The following is a 15,309-nucleotide window of genomic DNA, read 5'->3' on the forward strand; positions in this document are numbered from 1 at the left end:
TCAGCCCTTCGGGGGCAGCATCGATCCGTTCAACTGCACGGGCAGGGTCACCGAGAACACGGAGCCCCTGCCGAGTTCACTGGCGATTTCCACCCGCCCGCCGAGCAGCTCGGCGAACTGCTTGCTCAGCGACAGCCCGAGGCCGGTGCCTCGCAGGCGCTTCTGCACCGGCGAGTCGACCTGCGAGAAGTCGTCGAACACCGCCGCATGATGCTCCGGTGCGATGCCGATGCCGGTATCGGCCACCGAGAAGCGGATGAAGTCGCCTTCGACCTGCGCCGCCGATACGCGCACTTCACCGCGCGGCGTGAACTTGAGCGCATTGGCAATGAAGTTGCGCAGGATCTGGGACAGCTTGCGGTCGTCGGTGAAGAGCCGCGGCAGCTCGTGTGGCTCCTCGAAGATGAGCGCGGTGTCGGGGTTCGTGAGCACCGGCTTGAACATGCCCCGCAGTGCGGAGAACAGGTCGACCATCTCGAACCAGGCAGGAGAGATCTCGACGCGGCCGGCCTCGATCTTGGCCAGGTCCAGCAGATCGTCGACCATCTCGGCGAACTCGGCCGCACTGGACTCGATGAAGCCGACCTGGCGCTCCTGCTCCGGGGTCAGCGGGCCATCGACCCGGTCGCTCAACAAGCGCGTGATGCTCCGGATCGCGCTGATCGGCGTGCGGAATTCATGGCTCATGTAGGCGAGGAAGCGGCTCTTGAGTTCCGTGGCCCGCTGGAGTTGCTCGGCTTGGGCATCGAGTTCGGCATAGAGCGCCACCACGCCGCGGTTGGTTTCCTCGAGCTCGGCGCGCAGTTCGTCCGCGTCCTGGCGGCTCGCTGCCAGCGCCCGTCGACAGTCCTCGAGGGTCGCGCCATCGGCCGGGTCGGATTCGGGTGTCGTCATGTCACTGGTCCTCCCGGCGCAGCACCACGACGGTGGCATCGTCGCGATGTCTGGTGTGGTCGCGCAGCAGAATGGCAGCCGCCAGGGTCGGGTCCTTCTGCATCACAGGAAGGATCCGGTCGGCGCGCCAGCGCGTGTCGATGCCGTCGCTGTGAACGATCACGAGAGCGTGGGCTGGCAATTCCATCGCGGTTTCCTCCGGACGCCGGATCTGGAGGCCAGCGGTGCCATGCTGCGTGATGATCGATTTGTCGAACACGCCGGACAGCACCCGTCCCACCACGTTTCCCGCCCCGGAGTATGACAACCTCGAGGTCTCGCCGTCGATGGCCAGGGCGCAGATGGCCGCACCCCGCGTCGTCTGCAGTGCCTGGTGGGTCTGCTGGACCTGTTCGCGCGGCGCCGCCGATGGATGGCGAGCGAAGGCAGCGCTGGCGGCCAGCGACGCCTTGGCGGCTTCGGGGCCGTGGCCGAGGCCGTCGGCGACCATCAGGCTGAATCGGGCGCCCAGGCGGCCCGCCGTCCAGGCGTCGCCGCACACGGCCTCACCGGGCGCGGGCAGGCAAACGGCGCCGATCCGGACCGAGGCTGCCGGGCCCTGCGGCGCATCCGACCCGCGGACCCGCGCCACGCTCACCGTGCCGTCGGGAACCGATGAATGAATATCGAAATCGTCGGCCAGGCGGCGGATCGCGCCCAGGCCGGTGCCGGGCGTGCGCCCGGACGATTGGCCGTCCTGCATCGACAGGTGAAGGTTCACGATGCCCGGCCCCTCGTCGATAGCCACGACCTCGACGTCCCGGGCGTGCGGGCGCGCGGCGACCAGCAGGCGGCCCTTGCGCGCGTGACGATGGAGGTTGGTGCCCAATTCGGTCACAACCAATGCCAGCCTGCCCGCGTCCACTTCGGAAAACGCCAATCCGGCCGCCAGCTGTGCCGCATGGCGCCTTGCCTCGCCCACCCGGCTCGCATCTTCGACCGGGAAGGACTTGTGGGTCCAGCCGGTGACTACTTCCACTTGGTGATACTCACGCGCGTTCCCGCGCCAGGTTCGGACTGAAGATCGAAATCGTTCACCAGCCGCTTGCTGCCCGGAAGTCCGAGGCCCATGCCGGTGCCGCTGGTCCAGCCGTCGGTCAGCGCCAGCGCGATGTCGGCGATGCCCGGCCCCTGGTCCTCGAAGACCAGTTGCAGCCCGGGTCGGCCGTTCTTCTCGATGAACTCCCATCGCATCGTGCCGCCGCCCCCGTGGATCAGGGTGTTGCGCGACAGTTCGCTGGCCGCGGTGATCATCTTGGTCTGGTCGACCAGCGTCAGCTTGAGCTCTTGGCACAGCGCGCGCACCATCTGCCGGCTGGCGACGATGTTGTGCTCCGACTGCAGCGGCAGCGTACCGGCGCGTTCAATGGCCAAGGGAACTCTCCTCGCGCGCGCGCTGGAGCAGTTCCATGCCGCGCTCGACGTTGAGCGCGGTCCGCACGCCTTCGAGCGACAGGCCGAGTTCGACGAGCGTGATGGCCACGGCAGGCTGCATGCCGACGACCACCGTGGTGGCGGAGAGGATGCGGGCGATGCCCGAGATGCTGGTCAACATGCGGCCGACGAAAGAGTCGACGATCTCGAGCGCCGAGATGTCGATCATCACGCCCGACGCACCCGTCTTGGCGATCTGGCCGGCCAGGTCGTCCTGCAGCGTCAGGGCAGTCTGGTCCTGCATGTCGACCTGAATGGTCACCAGCAGGGTCTCGCCCATGCGCAGAATCGGGATGCGGTCCATGTCCGTCCTACTTGTCGCGCGTGATGCGCCAACCGGTCTTCTGCAGCGCAAGCGACAGCGCATCGGCCAGTGTCGCCTTGGTGCTGACGCCCTGCAGGTCGATGCCCAGATGCACGATGGTCTGTGCGATCTGCGGGCGGATCCCGCTGATGATGCAGTCGGCCCCCATCAAGCGGATGGCGGTGACGGTCTTCAGCAGGTGCTGCGCCACCAGCGTGTCGACGGTCGGCACACCCGTGATGTCGATGATCGCGAGGCCCGAACCGGTTTCGACGATCCGTTGCAGCAGCGCCTCCATCACCATCTGCGTGCGGCTGCTGTCGAGCACGCCGATCATGGGCACGGCCAGCACGCCCTCCCACAGCTTCACGACCGGGGTGGACAACTCGAGCAGTTCTTCCTGCTGGCGCCGGATGATGTCCTCGCGCACCTGCTGGAAGGTCGACACGGTGTGCTGCGCCAGCCTGTCGACCGTGGTCGACAAGGACCAGAGCGCAGGCCCCAACGCCTCCGGCTGGGCGGCAAGCCGTCGCTGCAGGGAAGCGAAAAGCGGCTTCTTGAGCGCCAGCACGAAGAGGCTGGTGGCTTCTGCCGTCTGGCCCTGTGCGGCCCTGGAGCGCGACAGGCCGGAAAGCGTGTCGCGCACGGACGCCCAATCGGCCGACTCGAATCCTTCCGGGTCCGCACCGGCCTGCAGGCTTTCACGCAGCTTGCGCAGGAGCTCGGAGGCCTCGGCGCGAGCGGCGCGCCGGGCACCGACGTCGGCGCCGGGCAATTCGGCCATCCACTCGTCGATGATCGGTTCTTCCTCGTCCCTCAGGGCACCCAGCAGTGGCGCGTAATCGTTCTTCATGGTTTCCTTACAAAACTGTCTTCCGGGTCGGCGCGAGTCGCCTCCCAGGGCCTCGCGCAGTGCGCGCTGGTCGTTCGGCATGGTAGCCACTGGGACAGCGACTCCCGCGCCCGCCGCACCGAATTGGACGATGGACTACGCCGCGATCGGCGCAGGCCTACACAAAGCGAGGCACGCCCACGCCTGCTGCAGCCGCGGGAACGCCCCGTCGGCCTAGCGACCTTGGCTCAACCGGATCAGCCCATAGACCGTCAAATACGCCGATCCGCGGCCATCCGTCGCGACCAGGCCGTTGGAACTCAGGCGACCCGACACCGCGGAGGCTTCGGCGGGGGCCGCTTCTTCGCTGGCGCCGGCCAGGCTCTGCAGCCTCCTCCACTGCGCGTTGTTGAGCCGGAGCTTGTCCGCCTTCGCGCGCTCGGTGCCAGCCTGCGTCTCGTTCATGGCCGCGCCCCGGATCAGACGATGGCGCCGACCAGCCGCAGCAGCGACAGGCCGAACACGGTCATGATCATGATGATGACCGCCACCCTGGTCCAGACGCGCTCATCACGCTCCTCGGATCGCGGAGGAAGGGGCGCGAACGAGGAGCCCCGGTCCAGGCGGTCCGGCTTTTCGGTCCACCAGCCGAGTCGGGTGTCATGGTCTTCTTGCATGGACGTGATTCTTCTGGGGTCAGTAGTACTTTGGTATGTTATTTGACGTATCCGCCGTACGAGGGCGACCAGGAAGTGAACTAGTTCACGCTTTGACAGCGCGTGGTGCGCCATGGCCCGCGCCGCGATGCCAGGTGTCAGCGCCTACACATCGTTGGCTCAGGGACCGACTCGGCGTTCGAGCGCACCTGCCCTACCGTCGCTGCACCCGACTTCAGCGAGACAACCCATGCTTGGCATCGTCATCCCGGCACACAACGAAGCCCTGCTCATCGGCTCGACCCTCGATGCGGTCATGGCCGCGGCGAGACACCCCGACCTGCGTGACGAGCCGGTCGAGGTGGTGGTGGTGCTCGACAGCTGCAGCGACGCCACCGGCGTGATCGCGGCACGCGCAGGCGCGCGCACCGTCAGCCTGCGCGTGCAGAACGTCGGCGTCGCCCGCGCAGTGGGCGCGGAAGCCATGCTCGCCGCCGGCGCCCGCTGGCTCGCCTTCACCGACGCCGACACGGTCGTCTCGCCAAGCTGGCTGGTGGACCAGCTCGCGCAGGAGGCCGACGCGGTCTGCGGTTCGATCGGCGTCGACGATTGGTCAGCGCATGGGGACCATGCAGGCGCGATCGAAGCCCATTTCCAGAAGACCTATTCGGACGTCGACGGCCACTCCCACATCCATGGCGCCAACCTGGGCGTCTCGGCGGCCGCCTATCGGCGCGCGGGTGGCTTCCGCCACCTGGCCTGCAGCGAGGACGTCGCCCTGGTGCGTGCGCTCGAGGCCACCGGGGCCCGGATCGCCTGGAGCGCGAAGCCGCGCGTGGTGACCAGTTCGCGCCGCGACGGGCGCGCGCGCGGCGGCTTTGCGGATGCGCTGCTGGCCGCGGTCGCTGCCGGCGTGGCCGCTGTGGCGCCACCCGGCGCCGCCGCCGTGGGCTGACGACGGACCCGCCCGCCATGCTCTCCGGCGCGACCCATGATGCGCTCCAGCGCCTTTGCCGCCAGCTTGGGGGCGCACTCGCGCTCGACCATCTGGTGGCTGCCGGCATCGATCGCCTGCCGCTGCCCGGCTCCGGCGACACCATCGAACGCTGGCGAATCCTGTCGGAAGTGGCCGCGCACGACCTCTCGCTCGCCAAGCTGTTCGAAGGGCACACGGACGCGCTTGCGATCCGCCATGAACTCGGCCTGGCGGACGCCGAGACCGGTTCTCGCTGGGGCACATGGTGCGCCGAACCCCCCGATGCGCGCGTGACGATGGAAGCCCTCGTCGACGAGGGTGCGAGCGCAGCCCCGGTCCGCCTCCACGGCACCAAGGCATGGTGCTCGGGCGCACAGGGCGTGACGCACGCCGTCCTGAGCTGCTGGGACGATGCAGGAGAGCCCTGCCTCGCCGAGCTGAAGCTCGACCAGGCGGCCGTCACGGTCACCGACCAGGGCTGGCACGCGGTGGGCATGGCGGCAAGCGGCAGCGTGGATGTGCGATTCGATGGCGCGGTGGCACGCCGGATCGGCCGCCCCGGCGACTACGTCCGGCGGCCCGGTTTCTGGCAGGGCGGCGCCGGCATCGCGGCCTGCTGGTTCGGCGGCGCTCTGGGCATCGCACGCATGGCGCGCCGATTCTGCGGCATGGCACCCGACGCCCATCGGCTCGCCCACCTGGGCGCCATCGACACCGCGCTCGCAGCCGGCGCGGCCGTGTTGCGCGAAAGCGCGGCGTGGATCGATGCCCATCCCCGCGACGACGCGCACCAGATCGCGCTGCGCGCCCGCCTGGTGGTCGAGGAGGCCGCCCATGCGCTCATCGCCCACGCCTGCCGCGCGACCGGCGCGGGGCCGCTCTGCCGGGATGCGCGCTTTGCACGGGCGGTGGCCGACCTCCCTGTCTATATGCGCCAGAGCCATGCGGAACGCGACCTGGCGAGCCTGGGCAAGACTGTTCTCGATACGGAGACCACACCATGGAAGTTGTAGAGAAGGAAGGCGATCGCGTGATCCACGGCGACGGCACGACAGAAGACGAGTGGCATGCCTGGAGCGGCCTGCGCCAGATGCGCACGAGCTTCGTGGAGACTCTGGTTCCCGCCGGCGGGCGCGCCGTGGTCGTTGCGCCGCATCCGGACGACGAGGTGCTGGCGGTCGGCGGACTGCTGGCGCAGCTGGCCCGGCTCGGCAGCGCGATCCGCGTCATCGCGGTCACCGACGGCACCGCCAGCCATCGCGGCTCACGCGACTGGCCTGTCGAGCGGCTGGTCCGCGAGCGCCCGGGCGAGAGCCGCGAGGCCCTGCACCGGCTGGGCGTCGACATCGAGCCGATCCGGCTGGGCCTGCCCGATGGGGGCTTGCGCGGCCTCGAGACACTGCTGGCGGATCGCCTCCTGACCCTCTTCGACCGCCAGGACGTGGTGTTCACGACCTGGCGCGGCGACGGGCATCCCGACCATGAAGCCACGGGCCACGCCTGCGCCTTTGCCGCGGCGCGGACCGGGGCGAAACTGGTCGAGGTGCCGGTGTGGGCCTGGCACTGGGCCGCACCCGGCGACAAGCGCCTGCCGTGGCTGCGCGCGCGGCGGCTGGACCTCGATGCGCAGGCGTGCCAGCGCAAGCAGAGCGCGGTGCGGGCGTTCGCGAGCCAGATCGAAGCCGACGCGTCGACGGGTCGGCCGCCCATCCTGCGACCCACGACGCTCGCGCGCGCCGCGCGGCCTTTCGAGGTGTTCTTCACGTGAACTCCCCGGCTGGCCAGCCTGACGGCACGAGCGCCTATTTCGATGGGCTCTACGGGGCGAGCGACGATCCCTATGCGCTGCGCACCCGCTGGTATGAAGAGCGAAAGCGGGCGCTGATCCTGGCCACGCTGCCGCGGCGCCGCTACCGGCGTGCCTTCGAACCTGGCTGCGGCATCGGCGAGTTCACGGTGGCGCTATCGGCTCGCTGCGACACGGTGTTCGCGAGCGACCGCTCGGCGCGGGCGGTCGAGATTGCGCGGCAGCGCACCGCAGGCCTTCGCAACGTCCGCATCGAACGACAGGACCTGCCGGCGGAATGGCCGAACGATGTCGCTGCGTTCGACCTGATCCTGCTGTGCGAGCTCGGCTATTTCCTGCAGCCGGACGCGATGCGGGAGCTCGCCCGCCACTGCGATGACTCGCTCGCCGGCGACGGCACCCTGGTCGCCTGCGATTGGCGCCCCGACTTCGCCGAGCGCCGGCTGGCGACCGACGCGGTGCAAGCGCAACTCGCGGCGCTGGGCCTCACGCGGCTGGCGCGCCACGAGGAAGCAGATTTTCTGCTTCAGGTGTGGTCGCGGGATGGTCGTTCGGTGGCACAACAGGAGCGGATCCGCTGACGCCGAGGCCGGCCGGCTGCTCGCCATGGCGGCGCGGCAGGAAGTTCATCGGCACCCGCCCGGCGCTTCCAGCCCGGACGACGCGATGAATGAAGTCCAGCTTCTCGATGACCGGGGGAACCACGATGAACGGATAGCTGTCGTGGGCGCCGAGGCTGCGATCCATCGCGTTGATGAACTGCGAGACCGGCAGCCACTGCTCGGCCACCAAAGACAAGATCGACTCGGCGTCGAGATCGAGCTTGCGCACCGTCAGTGAAGGCGCGGACGGCAAGGCGTGATCGAGCCGGGCGCCCCAGGCCGCGGCGGTCTCCAGGCCGTCCACCATGTGCAAGTAGTGCGCCCAGGTCTCCGCCCAGTCTTCCCAGGGGTGCGAGCTCGCGTACGCACTGATGAAACGCTGCGGCCAGTCGGCCACCGGCGATGCATAGTGCTTCTTCAGGGAAGCTTCGTAGTCGGCGCGCTCGTCGCCGAACAAGGCCCGGTACTCGTCGATCCAGGGCGTGCCGCGCACCAGCCGATCCCAGTAGTAGTGGCCGATCTCGTGGCGGAAGTGGCCCAGCAACGTCCGATAGGGCTCGTGCATCGACATGCGGATCTGCTCCCGGCGCGCATCGTCGGCCTCCGCGATGTTGAGCGTGATGACGCCCTCGTCATGGCCGGTGAGCACGCGATCCTTCGGATCCACCTGCTCGAGGAACTCGAATGAAAGTCCGTTCGCAGGGTCTTCCAGCTTGTTGGGCGTCGGCAGAACGAGCTCGACCAAGGTGTAGAACAGGCGCCGCTTGGCCTGTTCGAGCGCGGCCCAATAGCCACGATTCTGGGGTGTTGCCAGCGCCGGGATGGTATGGGTCGTTCGACACGACAGGCAGTGATCGTGGGCGCTGTCAGCCAAGAGCATCCAGTTGCAGACGCCCTGCTTCCGATTCGCGCAAGGGCGGTATCCGGGACCCGGTGGACCCAGCCGGCGCCAGGCGTCTTCGGCCGAGGTCTCGAAGGCGATCATCAGTTGTTCGTCCGGCGCATAGCCGAGCGTCGAGCCGCATGTCTCGCAGCTCAGGTTCTCGAAGAAAACCCGGTTACTGCAATGCGAGCAGGTCAGTTGCTTCATGGTGTCTTTCCTGGATGCGCGGGATTCACCGCCCTGTTGTTGCGATGCAGCATAAGGGCTGCCCGATGATCGTGGAGAAGATGGCCGGCTGCAACGACGTGGGACAAGACGCCGCGCAGCGAAGCGCGAACTCGCAGCGACAGGGGCATTGCAGCGGCGTTCTCCTACATCGCCGGCGGGGGAACGGGCGCATCGTCGGGCAAGGAGCTGCTTCCGGAAGATGAGCGGCCCATTCAGTGAGGCTCGCATGAACACCAGCACTCTTCAACCCTACCAGGCATTCGCATATCGAGGACGGTCGTTCCTTTGTGGAGCGCAGCCGCGGGACAACGGGACCTTCCTGCCCGTCGTCTTTTGTGTCGGTCCGGCGCCGGGTCGGCAGACCGAACTGCCGCGGGACACGGATGCCTATGCGACCGAGAGCGAGGCGCTTCGCCACGCAGAGCAGCAGGCGATGCGCTGGGTCGAGGATCACGAGGACGTCCGGGGCCTGGAATGAGGCCGGCCAGTCAAGCGCCGAGGTCGGTCGCGCAGAACTCGAAGAACTCGTCCAGTTCGATGGATTTGTCGAAGACGCGATCGGCCCCTGCGTCGAGGCACCTTTGCCGGGCATCCTGTCGCGCATAGTTCGTGAGCACGACCACCCGCTGGTGCGGCTCGCGCCCATTGCACCAGTTCACGACCGCAAGACCGTTTCCTTGCCGCAGGAACAGGTCGACAACCGCCAGATCCCACTGGCCCTTGTGCCCGGCGAGCCAGCCGATCGCCTCGTCCTCGGTCTCCGCGGTGGCCATCACTTTCGCTGACGAGAGATCCTCGAGAGCAGGAATCAGATGCTGCCGGATGGTGCTGTTGTCTTCGACCAGGAAGATGCTGCGGGCGGCGGTCATGGAGCGATCATTGATTGGTTCTCGTTTGCCTGAGGCTAGGAACCTCGTGCCGCCACGCGAGTGAGCACTTCCCCCGGGCGAAGGTAGGATGGACTCGCCATGCTCTCTCTCTCTCCGCTTTGCCGCCGAGGCCGGCGGATTCACGCGAGGGCCGTCAGTGCCAGCCCCGCCAGGCCTGATCCCACCACCACCGGAATGACGCCAAGCTTGAATCGAAACAGCGCCACGGCGGCGGCGACGCCGATGAGGGCCGAGGCCCAATCGAAGCGGCCTGTGAACCCCTGCGGCCAGAGCACGTGGTAGGCGAAGAAGACCGCGAGGTTGGCGATGACACCCACCACCGCTGCCGTGATGCCGGTGAGCGGCGCCGTGAACTTGAGATTTCCGTGCGTGGACTCGATGAAGGGAGCGCCGAGCAGGATGAAGAAGAACGAAGGCAGGAAGGTGAAGAAGGTCACCACGGTGGCTGCCACCGCGCCCGAAAGAAACAGCGCATCGGCACCGAAGATGGCCTTCGTCCAGCCACCCACGAAGCCGACGAAGGACACCACCATGATGAGGGGGCCCGGCGTGGTTTCGCCGAGCGCCAGGCCGTCGATCATCTGCGATGCCGTCAGCCACTGGTAGTGCCCGACCGCGCCCTGGAACACATAGGGCAGCACGGCATACGCACCGCCGAAAGTCATGAGGGCCGCCTTGGTGAAGAACCAGGCCATCTGCGTCAGGACGGCATCCCATCCATAGAGCGCCATCGACGTGCCGATGGCAGCGAGCCAGAGCGCAAGGCAGACCGCCAGCACGCGGCCGAAGCGCCGCCAGCTGAACACCGCGTGCTCGGGCGTCGGCGTATGGTCGTCGATCAGCGCGGGACCCGCAGACTGTGTCGCCTTGGCATGGCCAGCCCCGCCGGCGAAGCTGGCAGGCGCGAAGCGTCCGCCCAGGTAGCCGATGACACCCGCGGCCAGCACGATGAGCGGAAACGGCAGCTGCAGCGCGAAGATCGCCAGGAAGGCGGCCACCGCAATGGCCCACAGCCATGCGTTCTTCAGGGTCCGGGCGCCGACCCGGCAGGCTGCGTGGACCACCAGCGCTGTCACCGCGGGCTTGATGCCATGGAACACCCCCGCAATGGCCGGCACGTTGCCGTACGCCATGTAGACCCACGACAGGCCGATGAGGATCAGCAACGACGGCAGCACGAAGAGCACGCCCGCGACGATGCCGCCCCATGTGCGATGCATCAGCCAGCCGATGTAGGTGGCGAGTTGCTGCGCCTCGGGTCCGGGCAGGAGCATGCAGTAGTTCAGCGCATGCAGGAAGCGGCCCTCCGAAATCCAGCGCCGGCGCTCGACCAGGTCCTCGTGCATGATGGCGATCTGCCCGGCCGGCCCACCGAAGCTGATGAAGCCGAGCTTGAGCCAGTAGACAAGGGCTTCGCCGAACGTCAGCCGCCGTTGCGCAAGCGGCGATGGCGTCTCCCCGGGAGCGCCCGGGTTCAATGTCGAAGCCTGTCGTTCATGCGGCAACTATCGCATGACGTGATTTTCGCCACAAGAACCCGGTGTTCGGACAACGCTTGCAGGGCTCGGTGCCTGGGCAGCGGGGGGCGAAGCGCGTACGTAGGCGAATAGACTTCCAATCCACGATCCGAATGAATCCAATGAACCGACCCGAAGACGCACCTCATGCGTTTCAAGCCGCCTGGAACAGCCACGACATGGCTTCGCTAGGAACACTGTTCCATGAGGATGCGACATTCGTGAACCGGTTCGGGCACTACCTGCACGGCGTCGCGCAGATCGTCGACCTGCATGCGCCCATCCACGCGACCATCTACAGCGATTCCACGCTGGAGAACGAATTGATCGGCGTGGTCGCGATCAGCGACGACGCGGCCGTCGTCCATTTCTGGAGTCGCCTCACAGCCGGTGCGGCGCATCCGGCGGGGCCACACGCCGTCGACACGCTGATCCTTGCCGTGCTCACGCGGCAGGCCGGCGAGTGGCGGATCAAGGCGCTCGAGAATGTCACGCTGACGAATCCCCGTACCGGAGAAGCGGTGTTGAGAGATGCGAGCCCGGTTCGGAATTTGCAATCAGTCTTCGTTTTCGGAACCCTGAAGGAAGGCTTTCCCAACTTCGCGACCAACAGGGGCTCGCGAGTGGCGGGAGATTTCATGACGGTCGGGCGCTACCCGCTGTACCTGGTGGGCGAACGCTTTTCGCCCTGGCTCGTCGATGCCCTGGGTGAGGGCGAACGAGTTGTCGGTCAAGTGTTCGATGTCGACGAGGCTGCATTGGCCAGGATGGACGAGCTTGAGCGAACCACGGAGGCGGACGGGTATCGACGCGTGATGCTCGAGGTGGAGTCGCTGAGCGATGGTCGAAGAGTTCGCACGCATGCGTACATCAAGCCTCGCGAGCAATTCGCCGTGGCGGATGCCCGGCTTGGCCCGTTGCACGAATACACGCTCGAACACGCGGCGCTGTACCGAAGCCGCGAAGCGAAGCGTTCTGTTTAAGGCAGGCAGGCACGAGGAAACAACACATCCAGGGCACCCTTACCCTCGACGCAGCGGCGGATCTTCGCGAGCCGCCGCCAACGATTGCAGATGTACGGCCAGCGCCCTCGCCGCCGGTGACAGGCGCCTCTCGTCGTAGAAGCAGATGGCGAAGCTGCGTTGGGCCCACGGATCGGTCAGCGGCAGCACCTTCAGCCCGTAGATGGAGGCCATCGGCTCGGCGACCTCGCGCGGAACGACCGCGATGCCGAGGTTGGCCCGGACACAGCGCAACGACGCATCGAAGGTCGAGACGACCGCCCGGTAGCTGATCGGCTTGCCGATGATCGCGGCAGCGCGCGCCAGCATCGTGTGCACGGCAGTCGACGCGGGAAGGCCCACATGGTCGTAGTCGAGTGTCTCCTCGAAGGCGCAGCGCTTCTTCCTCGCGATCGGGTGCGAAGGGCTGGCGATGATCGAGAGATGGTCGTTGCGATAGGGCCGGGTCTGCAATCCCTCGAGGTCCGCGGCGTCCCAGCAGACCGCCAGCGGCGCCAGGCCTTCCCGCAAGCCGCTGACCACGTCACGGCTGAGCGCCTCCTCGATGTCGATCCGGATCTCCCGGTGTTCGGGTACCTGCAGGAACGAAGCGATGTCGTCAGGCAGGTACTCGGCAATGGAGGAGACCGTGGCCAGAACGCGGACCTGGCCCTTGATCCCCCTTCCGAAGGCAGCCATGTCGCGCGCCACGCGGTCCGCACCGGCCAACATGCCGCGCGCATGCTCCAGCAGGATCTCGCCGGCGCCGGTGATCGCGACCCCGCGACGATTCCGCTCCACCAGCACATTGCCCAGCGTGCTCTCCAGCTGGGCAATGCGCTTGCTGATGGCGGACGCGACGATGTGATGCTGCTCGGCCGCGCGCGCGATGTTCCGGGTCTCGCAAACCGCGACGAAAAGACGAAGGCTTGTGAGATCGAGGTCGTGCATGGTGCGAGCGGGTGTGAGCTTCCGAAATGGAACGCTGCTCGTTCCAATTTACCGCTTTTCGATCGAAGAAGGAATGCCTACAGTCTCCCCCAACGACGTCGCGACCGTGCGTCGAGAGTCCGGAGACGAACACATGACACTTCCACCCGCCCGCCTGCCGCGCAGCGCCGTGATCCGCGAGGTCGGCCTGCGCGATGGCCTGCAGAGCATCGCCACCATCCTTCCGACCGCGCAAAAGATCGAATGGATCCGCGCCGCCTACCAGGCCGGCCAGCGCGAGATCGAAGTCGGCTCCTTCGTGCCGGCACGACTGCTGCCGCAGTTGGCGGACACGGCCGAGCTGGTCGCCTTTGCCAAGACGCTGCCGGACCTGTTCACTTCCGTCCTCGTGCCCAACCTGCGCGGCGCCGAAAACGCGATCGCGGCGAGGGCCGACCTGATGATCGTCCCGCTCTCCGCCAGCCATGCGCACAGCCTGGCCAACCTGCGCAAGACCCCGGACGACGTGGTGGCTGAAGTCGCGAAGATCCGAGCGGCGCGCGATGCTTCGGGCGCGAGGATCCTGATCGAGGGCGGGGTGGGCACGGCCTTCGGCTGCACGCTGCAGGGCCACGTCGACAAGAGCGAGGTGCTGCGCCTGATGCAGGCCTTGCTCGACGCCGGCGCCGATCGCGTGAGCATCGCCGATACCGTCGGCTACGCCGATCCCGGCATGGTCCGGGACCTGTTCGAGGACGCCGTCAAGATCGCCGGCGACCGCTTCTGGTGCGGGCACTTTCACGACACCCGCGGCCTGGGTCTCGCGAACGTCTATGCCGCACTCGAAGCCGGTGTGAATCGATTCGATGCCTGCCTGGCCGGCATCGGCGGCTGCCCGCACGCACCGGGCGCGAGCGGCAACGTCTCGACCGAAGACCTCGCCTACATGCTGGGCAGCATGCGCATCGAGACAGGCATCGACATCGACCGACTGCTGGCGTTGCGCACCCGCGTCGCCGAATGGCTCGCCGGCGAGACGCTCCATGGCTCGCTCTGGCAGGCCGGCCTGCCGAAGACCTTCGGCCTCCCGGCCCAAGCCCTTTCCGCCTGAACATACCGCGAACCATCCCATGAACACCGCTGCCCATCCCCTCCCCCTCGCCGGCGTCCGCGTCCTCGAGTTCACCCACATGGTCATGGGCCCGACCTGCGGGATGATCCTCGCCGACCTCGGCGCCGAGGTCATCAAGGTCGAGCCTCCGGGCGGCGACAAGACCCGCAAGCTGCCGGGCCTGGGCATCGGCTTCTTCCGCTCGTTCAACCGCAACAAGAAGAGCGTGGTGATCGACATCGGCACCGAAGAAGGCCGCGTCACGGCCGCTGAACTCGCAGGCCAGTGCGACGTGGTTCTGGAGAACTTCCGGCCCGGCCTGATGGAGAGCTTCGGCCTCGACCACGCGACGCTGTCGCAGAAGTACCCGCGCCTGATCTACGTCACGCACAAGGGCTTCCTGCCCGGCCCGTACGAAAACCGCCTGGCACTCGACGAGGTGGTGCAGATGATGGGTGGACTCTCGTACATGACCGGCCCGGTCGGTCGGCCGCTGCGCGCCGGCACCTCGGTCAACGACATCATGGGCGGCATGTTCGGCGCCATCGGCGTGCTGGCCGCACTGCGCGAGCGCGACATGACCGGCAAGGGCCAGGAGGTACAGAGCGCACTGTTCGAGAACTGCGTGTTCCTTTCGTCGCAGCACATGCAGCAGTACGCAATGACCGGCGAGCCGCCGCCGCCGATGCCCTCGCGCGTCTCGGCCTGGAGCGTCTACGACGTCTTCACGCTGGCCGACGGCGAGCAGCTCTTCATCGGCGCGGTCAGCGACAAGCAATTCCTGACGCTGTGCCGCGTGATCGAGGCACCCGAGCTGGCGGCCGACCCGGCGCTGGCAAACAACGCGCTGCGCGTGGCGGTACGCCCTGCCCTGCTCGCGAAACTCGGCGAGAACCTCAAGCACCACCGCGTGGAAGAGCTCTCGGCCAAGCTCGAAGCGGCCGGCATCCCCTATGCGCCCATCGTGAGGCCCGACCAATTGGCCAACGACCCCCACCTGAAGGCGAGCGGCGGCCTGGTGCCGATGGAATGCGAAGACGGCGAGACCACCGACGTGGTGCTGCTGCCGCTGCTGATGGGCGGCCGCCGCCCGGGTGTGCGGCACCCGCTGCCGGGCATCGGCCAGCACACGGAAGAAATCCTCGCCGGCCTGCCCAGCCACGCGACGGCCTGATCAGAATCAAACCAAGACCCACGGAGACAAG

Annotated in this window: 19 protein-coding genes; 8 read left to right on the forward strand and 11 right to left on the reverse strand. The window is 67.5% G+C overall.

Going from position 1 to position 15,309, the window contains the following annotated elements; translation table 11 throughout:
• From QTI17_RS01630 to QTI17_RS01660, 7 genes are all read right to left on the reverse strand, one after another.
• Entirely contained in the window at positions 1-894 is an 894-nt protein-coding gene (locus QTI17_RS01630; RefSeq protein ID WP_286530627.1) for a sensor histidine kinase, read from the reverse strand.
• A gap of 1 nt (position 895) precedes the next feature.
• On the reverse strand, positions 896-1,912 hold the full coding sequence (locus QTI17_RS01635) for an ATP-binding SpoIIE family protein phosphatase (RefSeq protein WP_286530628.1): 1,017 nt from the start codon (positions 1,910-1,912) through the stop codon (positions 896-898).
• Entirely contained in the window at positions 1,903-2,307 is a 405-nt protein-coding gene (locus QTI17_RS01640) for an anti-sigma regulatory factor (protein WP_286530629.1), read from the reverse strand. Before QTI17_RS01640 ends, QTI17_RS01635 begins: the two co-directional genes overlap by 10 nt.
• A complete protein-coding gene (locus tag QTI17_RS01645) occupies positions 2,297-2,671 on the reverse strand; it encodes an STAS domain-containing protein (RefSeq protein WP_286509564.1) in 375 nt (124 codons plus the stop codon). The genes QTI17_RS01640 and QTI17_RS01645 overlap by 11 nt, the downstream gene beginning before the upstream one ends.
• 7 nt (positions 2,672-2,678) lie before the next feature.
• Positions 2,679-3,524 (reverse strand): STAS domain-containing protein, encoded by an 846-nt coding sequence (locus tag QTI17_RS01650; protein WP_286531308.1) that lies wholly within the window; start codon positions 3,522-3,524, stop codon positions 2,679-2,681.
• Between the two features lie 213 nt (positions 3,525-3,737).
• Positions 3,738-3,968 carry a hypothetical protein gene (locus tag QTI17_RS01655; RefSeq protein WP_286530630.1) on the reverse strand — a complete coding sequence of 77 codons (231 nt, stop codon included), beginning with the start codon at positions 3,966-3,968 and terminating at the stop codon, positions 3,738-3,740.
• A 14-nt stretch (positions 3,969-3,982) separates the two neighbouring features.
• Positions 3,983-4,180: a hypothetical protein gene (locus QTI17_RS01660; protein ID WP_286530631.1), complete on the reverse strand. Its 198-nt coding sequence runs from the start codon at positions 4,178-4,180 to the stop codon at positions 3,983-3,985.
• Between the two features lie 229 nt (positions 4,181-4,409).
• On the opposite strand from QTI17_RS01660, the gene QTI17_RS01665 reads away from it, so the two are divergent.
• From QTI17_RS01665 to QTI17_RS01680, 4 genes are read left to right on the forward strand one after another with little or no spacing between them, the layout of a single operon-like run.
• Positions 4,410-5,114, forward strand: a complete 705-nt coding sequence (locus QTI17_RS01665; protein ID WP_286530632.1) for a glycosyltransferase family 2 protein — start codon at positions 4,410-4,412, stop codon at positions 5,112-5,114.
• Positions 5,115-5,131: 17 nt separating this feature from the next.
• The gene (locus tag QTI17_RS01670; RefSeq protein WP_286530633.1) at positions 5,132-6,148 is read left to right on the forward strand and encodes an acyl-CoA dehydrogenase family protein; all 1,017 of its coding nucleotides are present in this window, start codon (positions 5,132-5,134) and stop codon (positions 6,146-6,148) included.
• Entirely contained in the window at positions 6,136-6,903 is a 768-nt protein-coding gene (locus tag QTI17_RS01675) for a PIG-L deacetylase family protein (RefSeq protein ID WP_286530634.1), read from the forward strand. The genes QTI17_RS01670 and QTI17_RS01675 overlap by 13 nt, the downstream gene beginning before the upstream one ends.
• Positions 6,900-7,523 (forward strand): class I SAM-dependent methyltransferase, encoded by a 624-nt coding sequence (locus tag QTI17_RS01680; RefSeq protein WP_286530635.1) that lies wholly within the window; start codon positions 6,900-6,902, stop codon positions 7,521-7,523. The genes QTI17_RS01675 and QTI17_RS01680 overlap by 4 nt, the downstream gene beginning before the upstream one ends.
• On the opposite strand, the gene QTI17_RS01685 is transcribed toward QTI17_RS01680, so the two are convergent.
• Complete coding sequence (locus QTI17_RS01685; RefSeq protein ID WP_286530636.1) at positions 7,429-8,634, reverse strand: zinc-binding metallopeptidase family protein; 1,206 nt, start codon at positions 8,632-8,634, stop codon at positions 7,429-7,431. The genes QTI17_RS01680 and QTI17_RS01685 overlap by 95 nt on opposite strands.
• Before the next feature lie 247 nt (positions 8,635-8,881).
• Between QTI17_RS01685 and QTI17_RS01690 the strand changes: the two genes are divergently transcribed.
• Entirely contained in the window at positions 8,882-9,133 is a 252-nt protein-coding gene (locus QTI17_RS01690) for a hypothetical protein (RefSeq protein ID WP_286530637.1), read from the forward strand.
• A 10-nt stretch (positions 9,134-9,143) separates the two neighbouring features.
• On the opposite strand, the gene QTI17_RS01695 is transcribed toward QTI17_RS01690, so the two are convergent.
• Positions 9,144-9,524, reverse strand: coding sequence for a response regulator (locus QTI17_RS01695; RefSeq protein WP_286530639.1), 381 nt, complete (start codon positions 9,522-9,524; stop codon positions 9,144-9,146).
• 140 nt (positions 9,525-9,664) lie between these two features.
• Positions 9,665-11,023: a chromate efflux transporter gene (chrA, locus tag QTI17_RS01700; protein ID WP_478138927.1), complete on the reverse strand. Its 1,359-nt coding sequence runs from the start codon at positions 11,021-11,023 to the stop codon at positions 9,665-9,667.
• A gap of 161 nt (positions 11,024-11,184) precedes the next feature.
• On the opposite strand from chrA, the gene QTI17_RS01705 reads away from it, so the two are divergent.
• Entirely contained in the window at positions 11,185-12,045 is an 861-nt protein-coding gene (locus tag QTI17_RS01705; RefSeq protein ID WP_286530640.1) for an SgcJ/EcaC family oxidoreductase, read from the forward strand.
• A 39-nt stretch (positions 12,046-12,084) separates the two neighbouring features.
• Here QTI17_RS01705 and QTI17_RS01710 read toward each other — a convergent pair whose 3' ends face one another.
• Positions 12,085-13,014 (reverse strand): LysR family transcriptional regulator, encoded by a 930-nt coding sequence (locus tag QTI17_RS01710; RefSeq protein ID WP_286530641.1) that lies wholly within the window; start codon positions 13,012-13,014, stop codon positions 12,085-12,087.
• A gap of 133 nt (positions 13,015-13,147) precedes the next feature.
• Between QTI17_RS01710 and QTI17_RS01715 the strand changes: the two genes are divergently transcribed.
• Positions 13,148-14,104, forward strand: coding sequence for a hydroxymethylglutaryl-CoA lyase (locus QTI17_RS01715; RefSeq protein WP_286530642.1), 957 nt, complete (start codon positions 13,148-13,150; stop codon positions 14,102-14,104).
• Between the two features lie 19 nt (positions 14,105-14,123).
• Complete coding sequence (locus tag QTI17_RS01720; RefSeq protein WP_286530643.1) at positions 14,124-15,278, forward strand: CaiB/BaiF CoA transferase family protein; 1,155 nt, start codon at positions 14,124-14,126, stop codon at positions 15,276-15,278.
• Positions 15,279-15,309 lie beyond the last annotated feature (31 nt).

The organism is Variovorax sp. J31P179 (assembly GCF_030316985.1).
GTDB lineage: Bacteria > Pseudomonadota > Gammaproteobacteria > Burkholderiales > Burkholderiaceae_C > Variovorax > Variovorax ginsengisoli_B.

Excerpts from the sequence above, each read along its gene's own strand:
- QTI17_RS01630 (WP_286530627.1), bottom strand. The coding sequence starts at position 894 with ATGACGACACCCGAATCCGACCCGGCCGATGGCGCGACCCTCGAGGAC.
- QTI17_RS01645 (WP_286509564.1), bottom strand. The coding sequence starts at position 2,671 with ATGGACCGCATCCCGATTCTGCGCATGGGCGAGACCCTGCTGGTGACC.
- QTI17_RS01650 (WP_286531308.1), bottom strand. The coding sequence starts at position 3,524 with ATGAAGAACGATTACGCGCCACTGCTGGGTGCCCTGAGGGACGAGGAA.
- QTI17_RS01655 (WP_286530630.1), bottom strand. The coding sequence starts at position 3,968 with ATGAACGAGACGCAGGCTGGCACCGAGCGCGCGAAGGCGGACAAGCTC.
- QTI17_RS01660 (WP_286530631.1), bottom strand. The coding sequence starts at position 4,180 with ATGCAAGAAGACCATGACACCCGACTCGGCTGGTGGACCGAAAAGCCG.
- QTI17_RS01665 (WP_286530632.1), top strand. The coding sequence starts at position 4,410 with ATGCTTGGCATCGTCATCCCGGCACACAACGAAGCCCTGCTCATCGGC.
- QTI17_RS01670 (WP_286530633.1), top strand. The coding sequence starts at position 5,132 with ATGCTCTCCGGCGCGACCCATGATGCGCTCCAGCGCCTTTGCCGCCAG.
- QTI17_RS01675 (WP_286530634.1), top strand. The coding sequence starts at position 6,136 with ATGGAAGTTGTAGAGAAGGAAGGCGATCGCGTGATCCACGGCGACGGC.
- QTI17_RS01685 (WP_286530636.1), bottom strand. The coding sequence starts at position 8,634 with ATGAAGCAACTGACCTGCTCGCATTGCAGTAACCGGGTTTTCTTCGAG.
- QTI17_RS01690 (WP_286530637.1), top strand. The coding sequence starts at position 8,882 with ATGAACACCAGCACTCTTCAACCCTACCAGGCATTCGCATATCGAGGA.
- QTI17_RS01695 (WP_286530639.1), bottom strand. The coding sequence starts at position 9,524 with ATGACCGCCGCCCGCAGCATCTTCCTGGTCGAAGACAACAGCACCATC.
- QTI17_RS01705 (WP_286530640.1), top strand. The coding sequence starts at position 11,185 with ATGAACCGACCCGAAGACGCACCTCATGCGTTTCAAGCCGCCTGGAAC.
- QTI17_RS01710 (WP_286530641.1), bottom strand. The coding sequence starts at position 13,014 with ATGCACGACCTCGATCTCACAAGCCTTCGTCTTTTCGTCGCGGTTTGC.
- QTI17_RS01715 (WP_286530642.1), top strand. The coding sequence starts at position 13,148 with ATGACACTTCCACCCGCCCGCCTGCCGCGCAGCGCCGTGATCCGCGAG.
- QTI17_RS01720 (WP_286530643.1), top strand. The coding sequence starts at position 14,124 with ATGAACACCGCTGCCCATCCCCTCCCCCTCGCCGGCGTCCGCGTCCTC.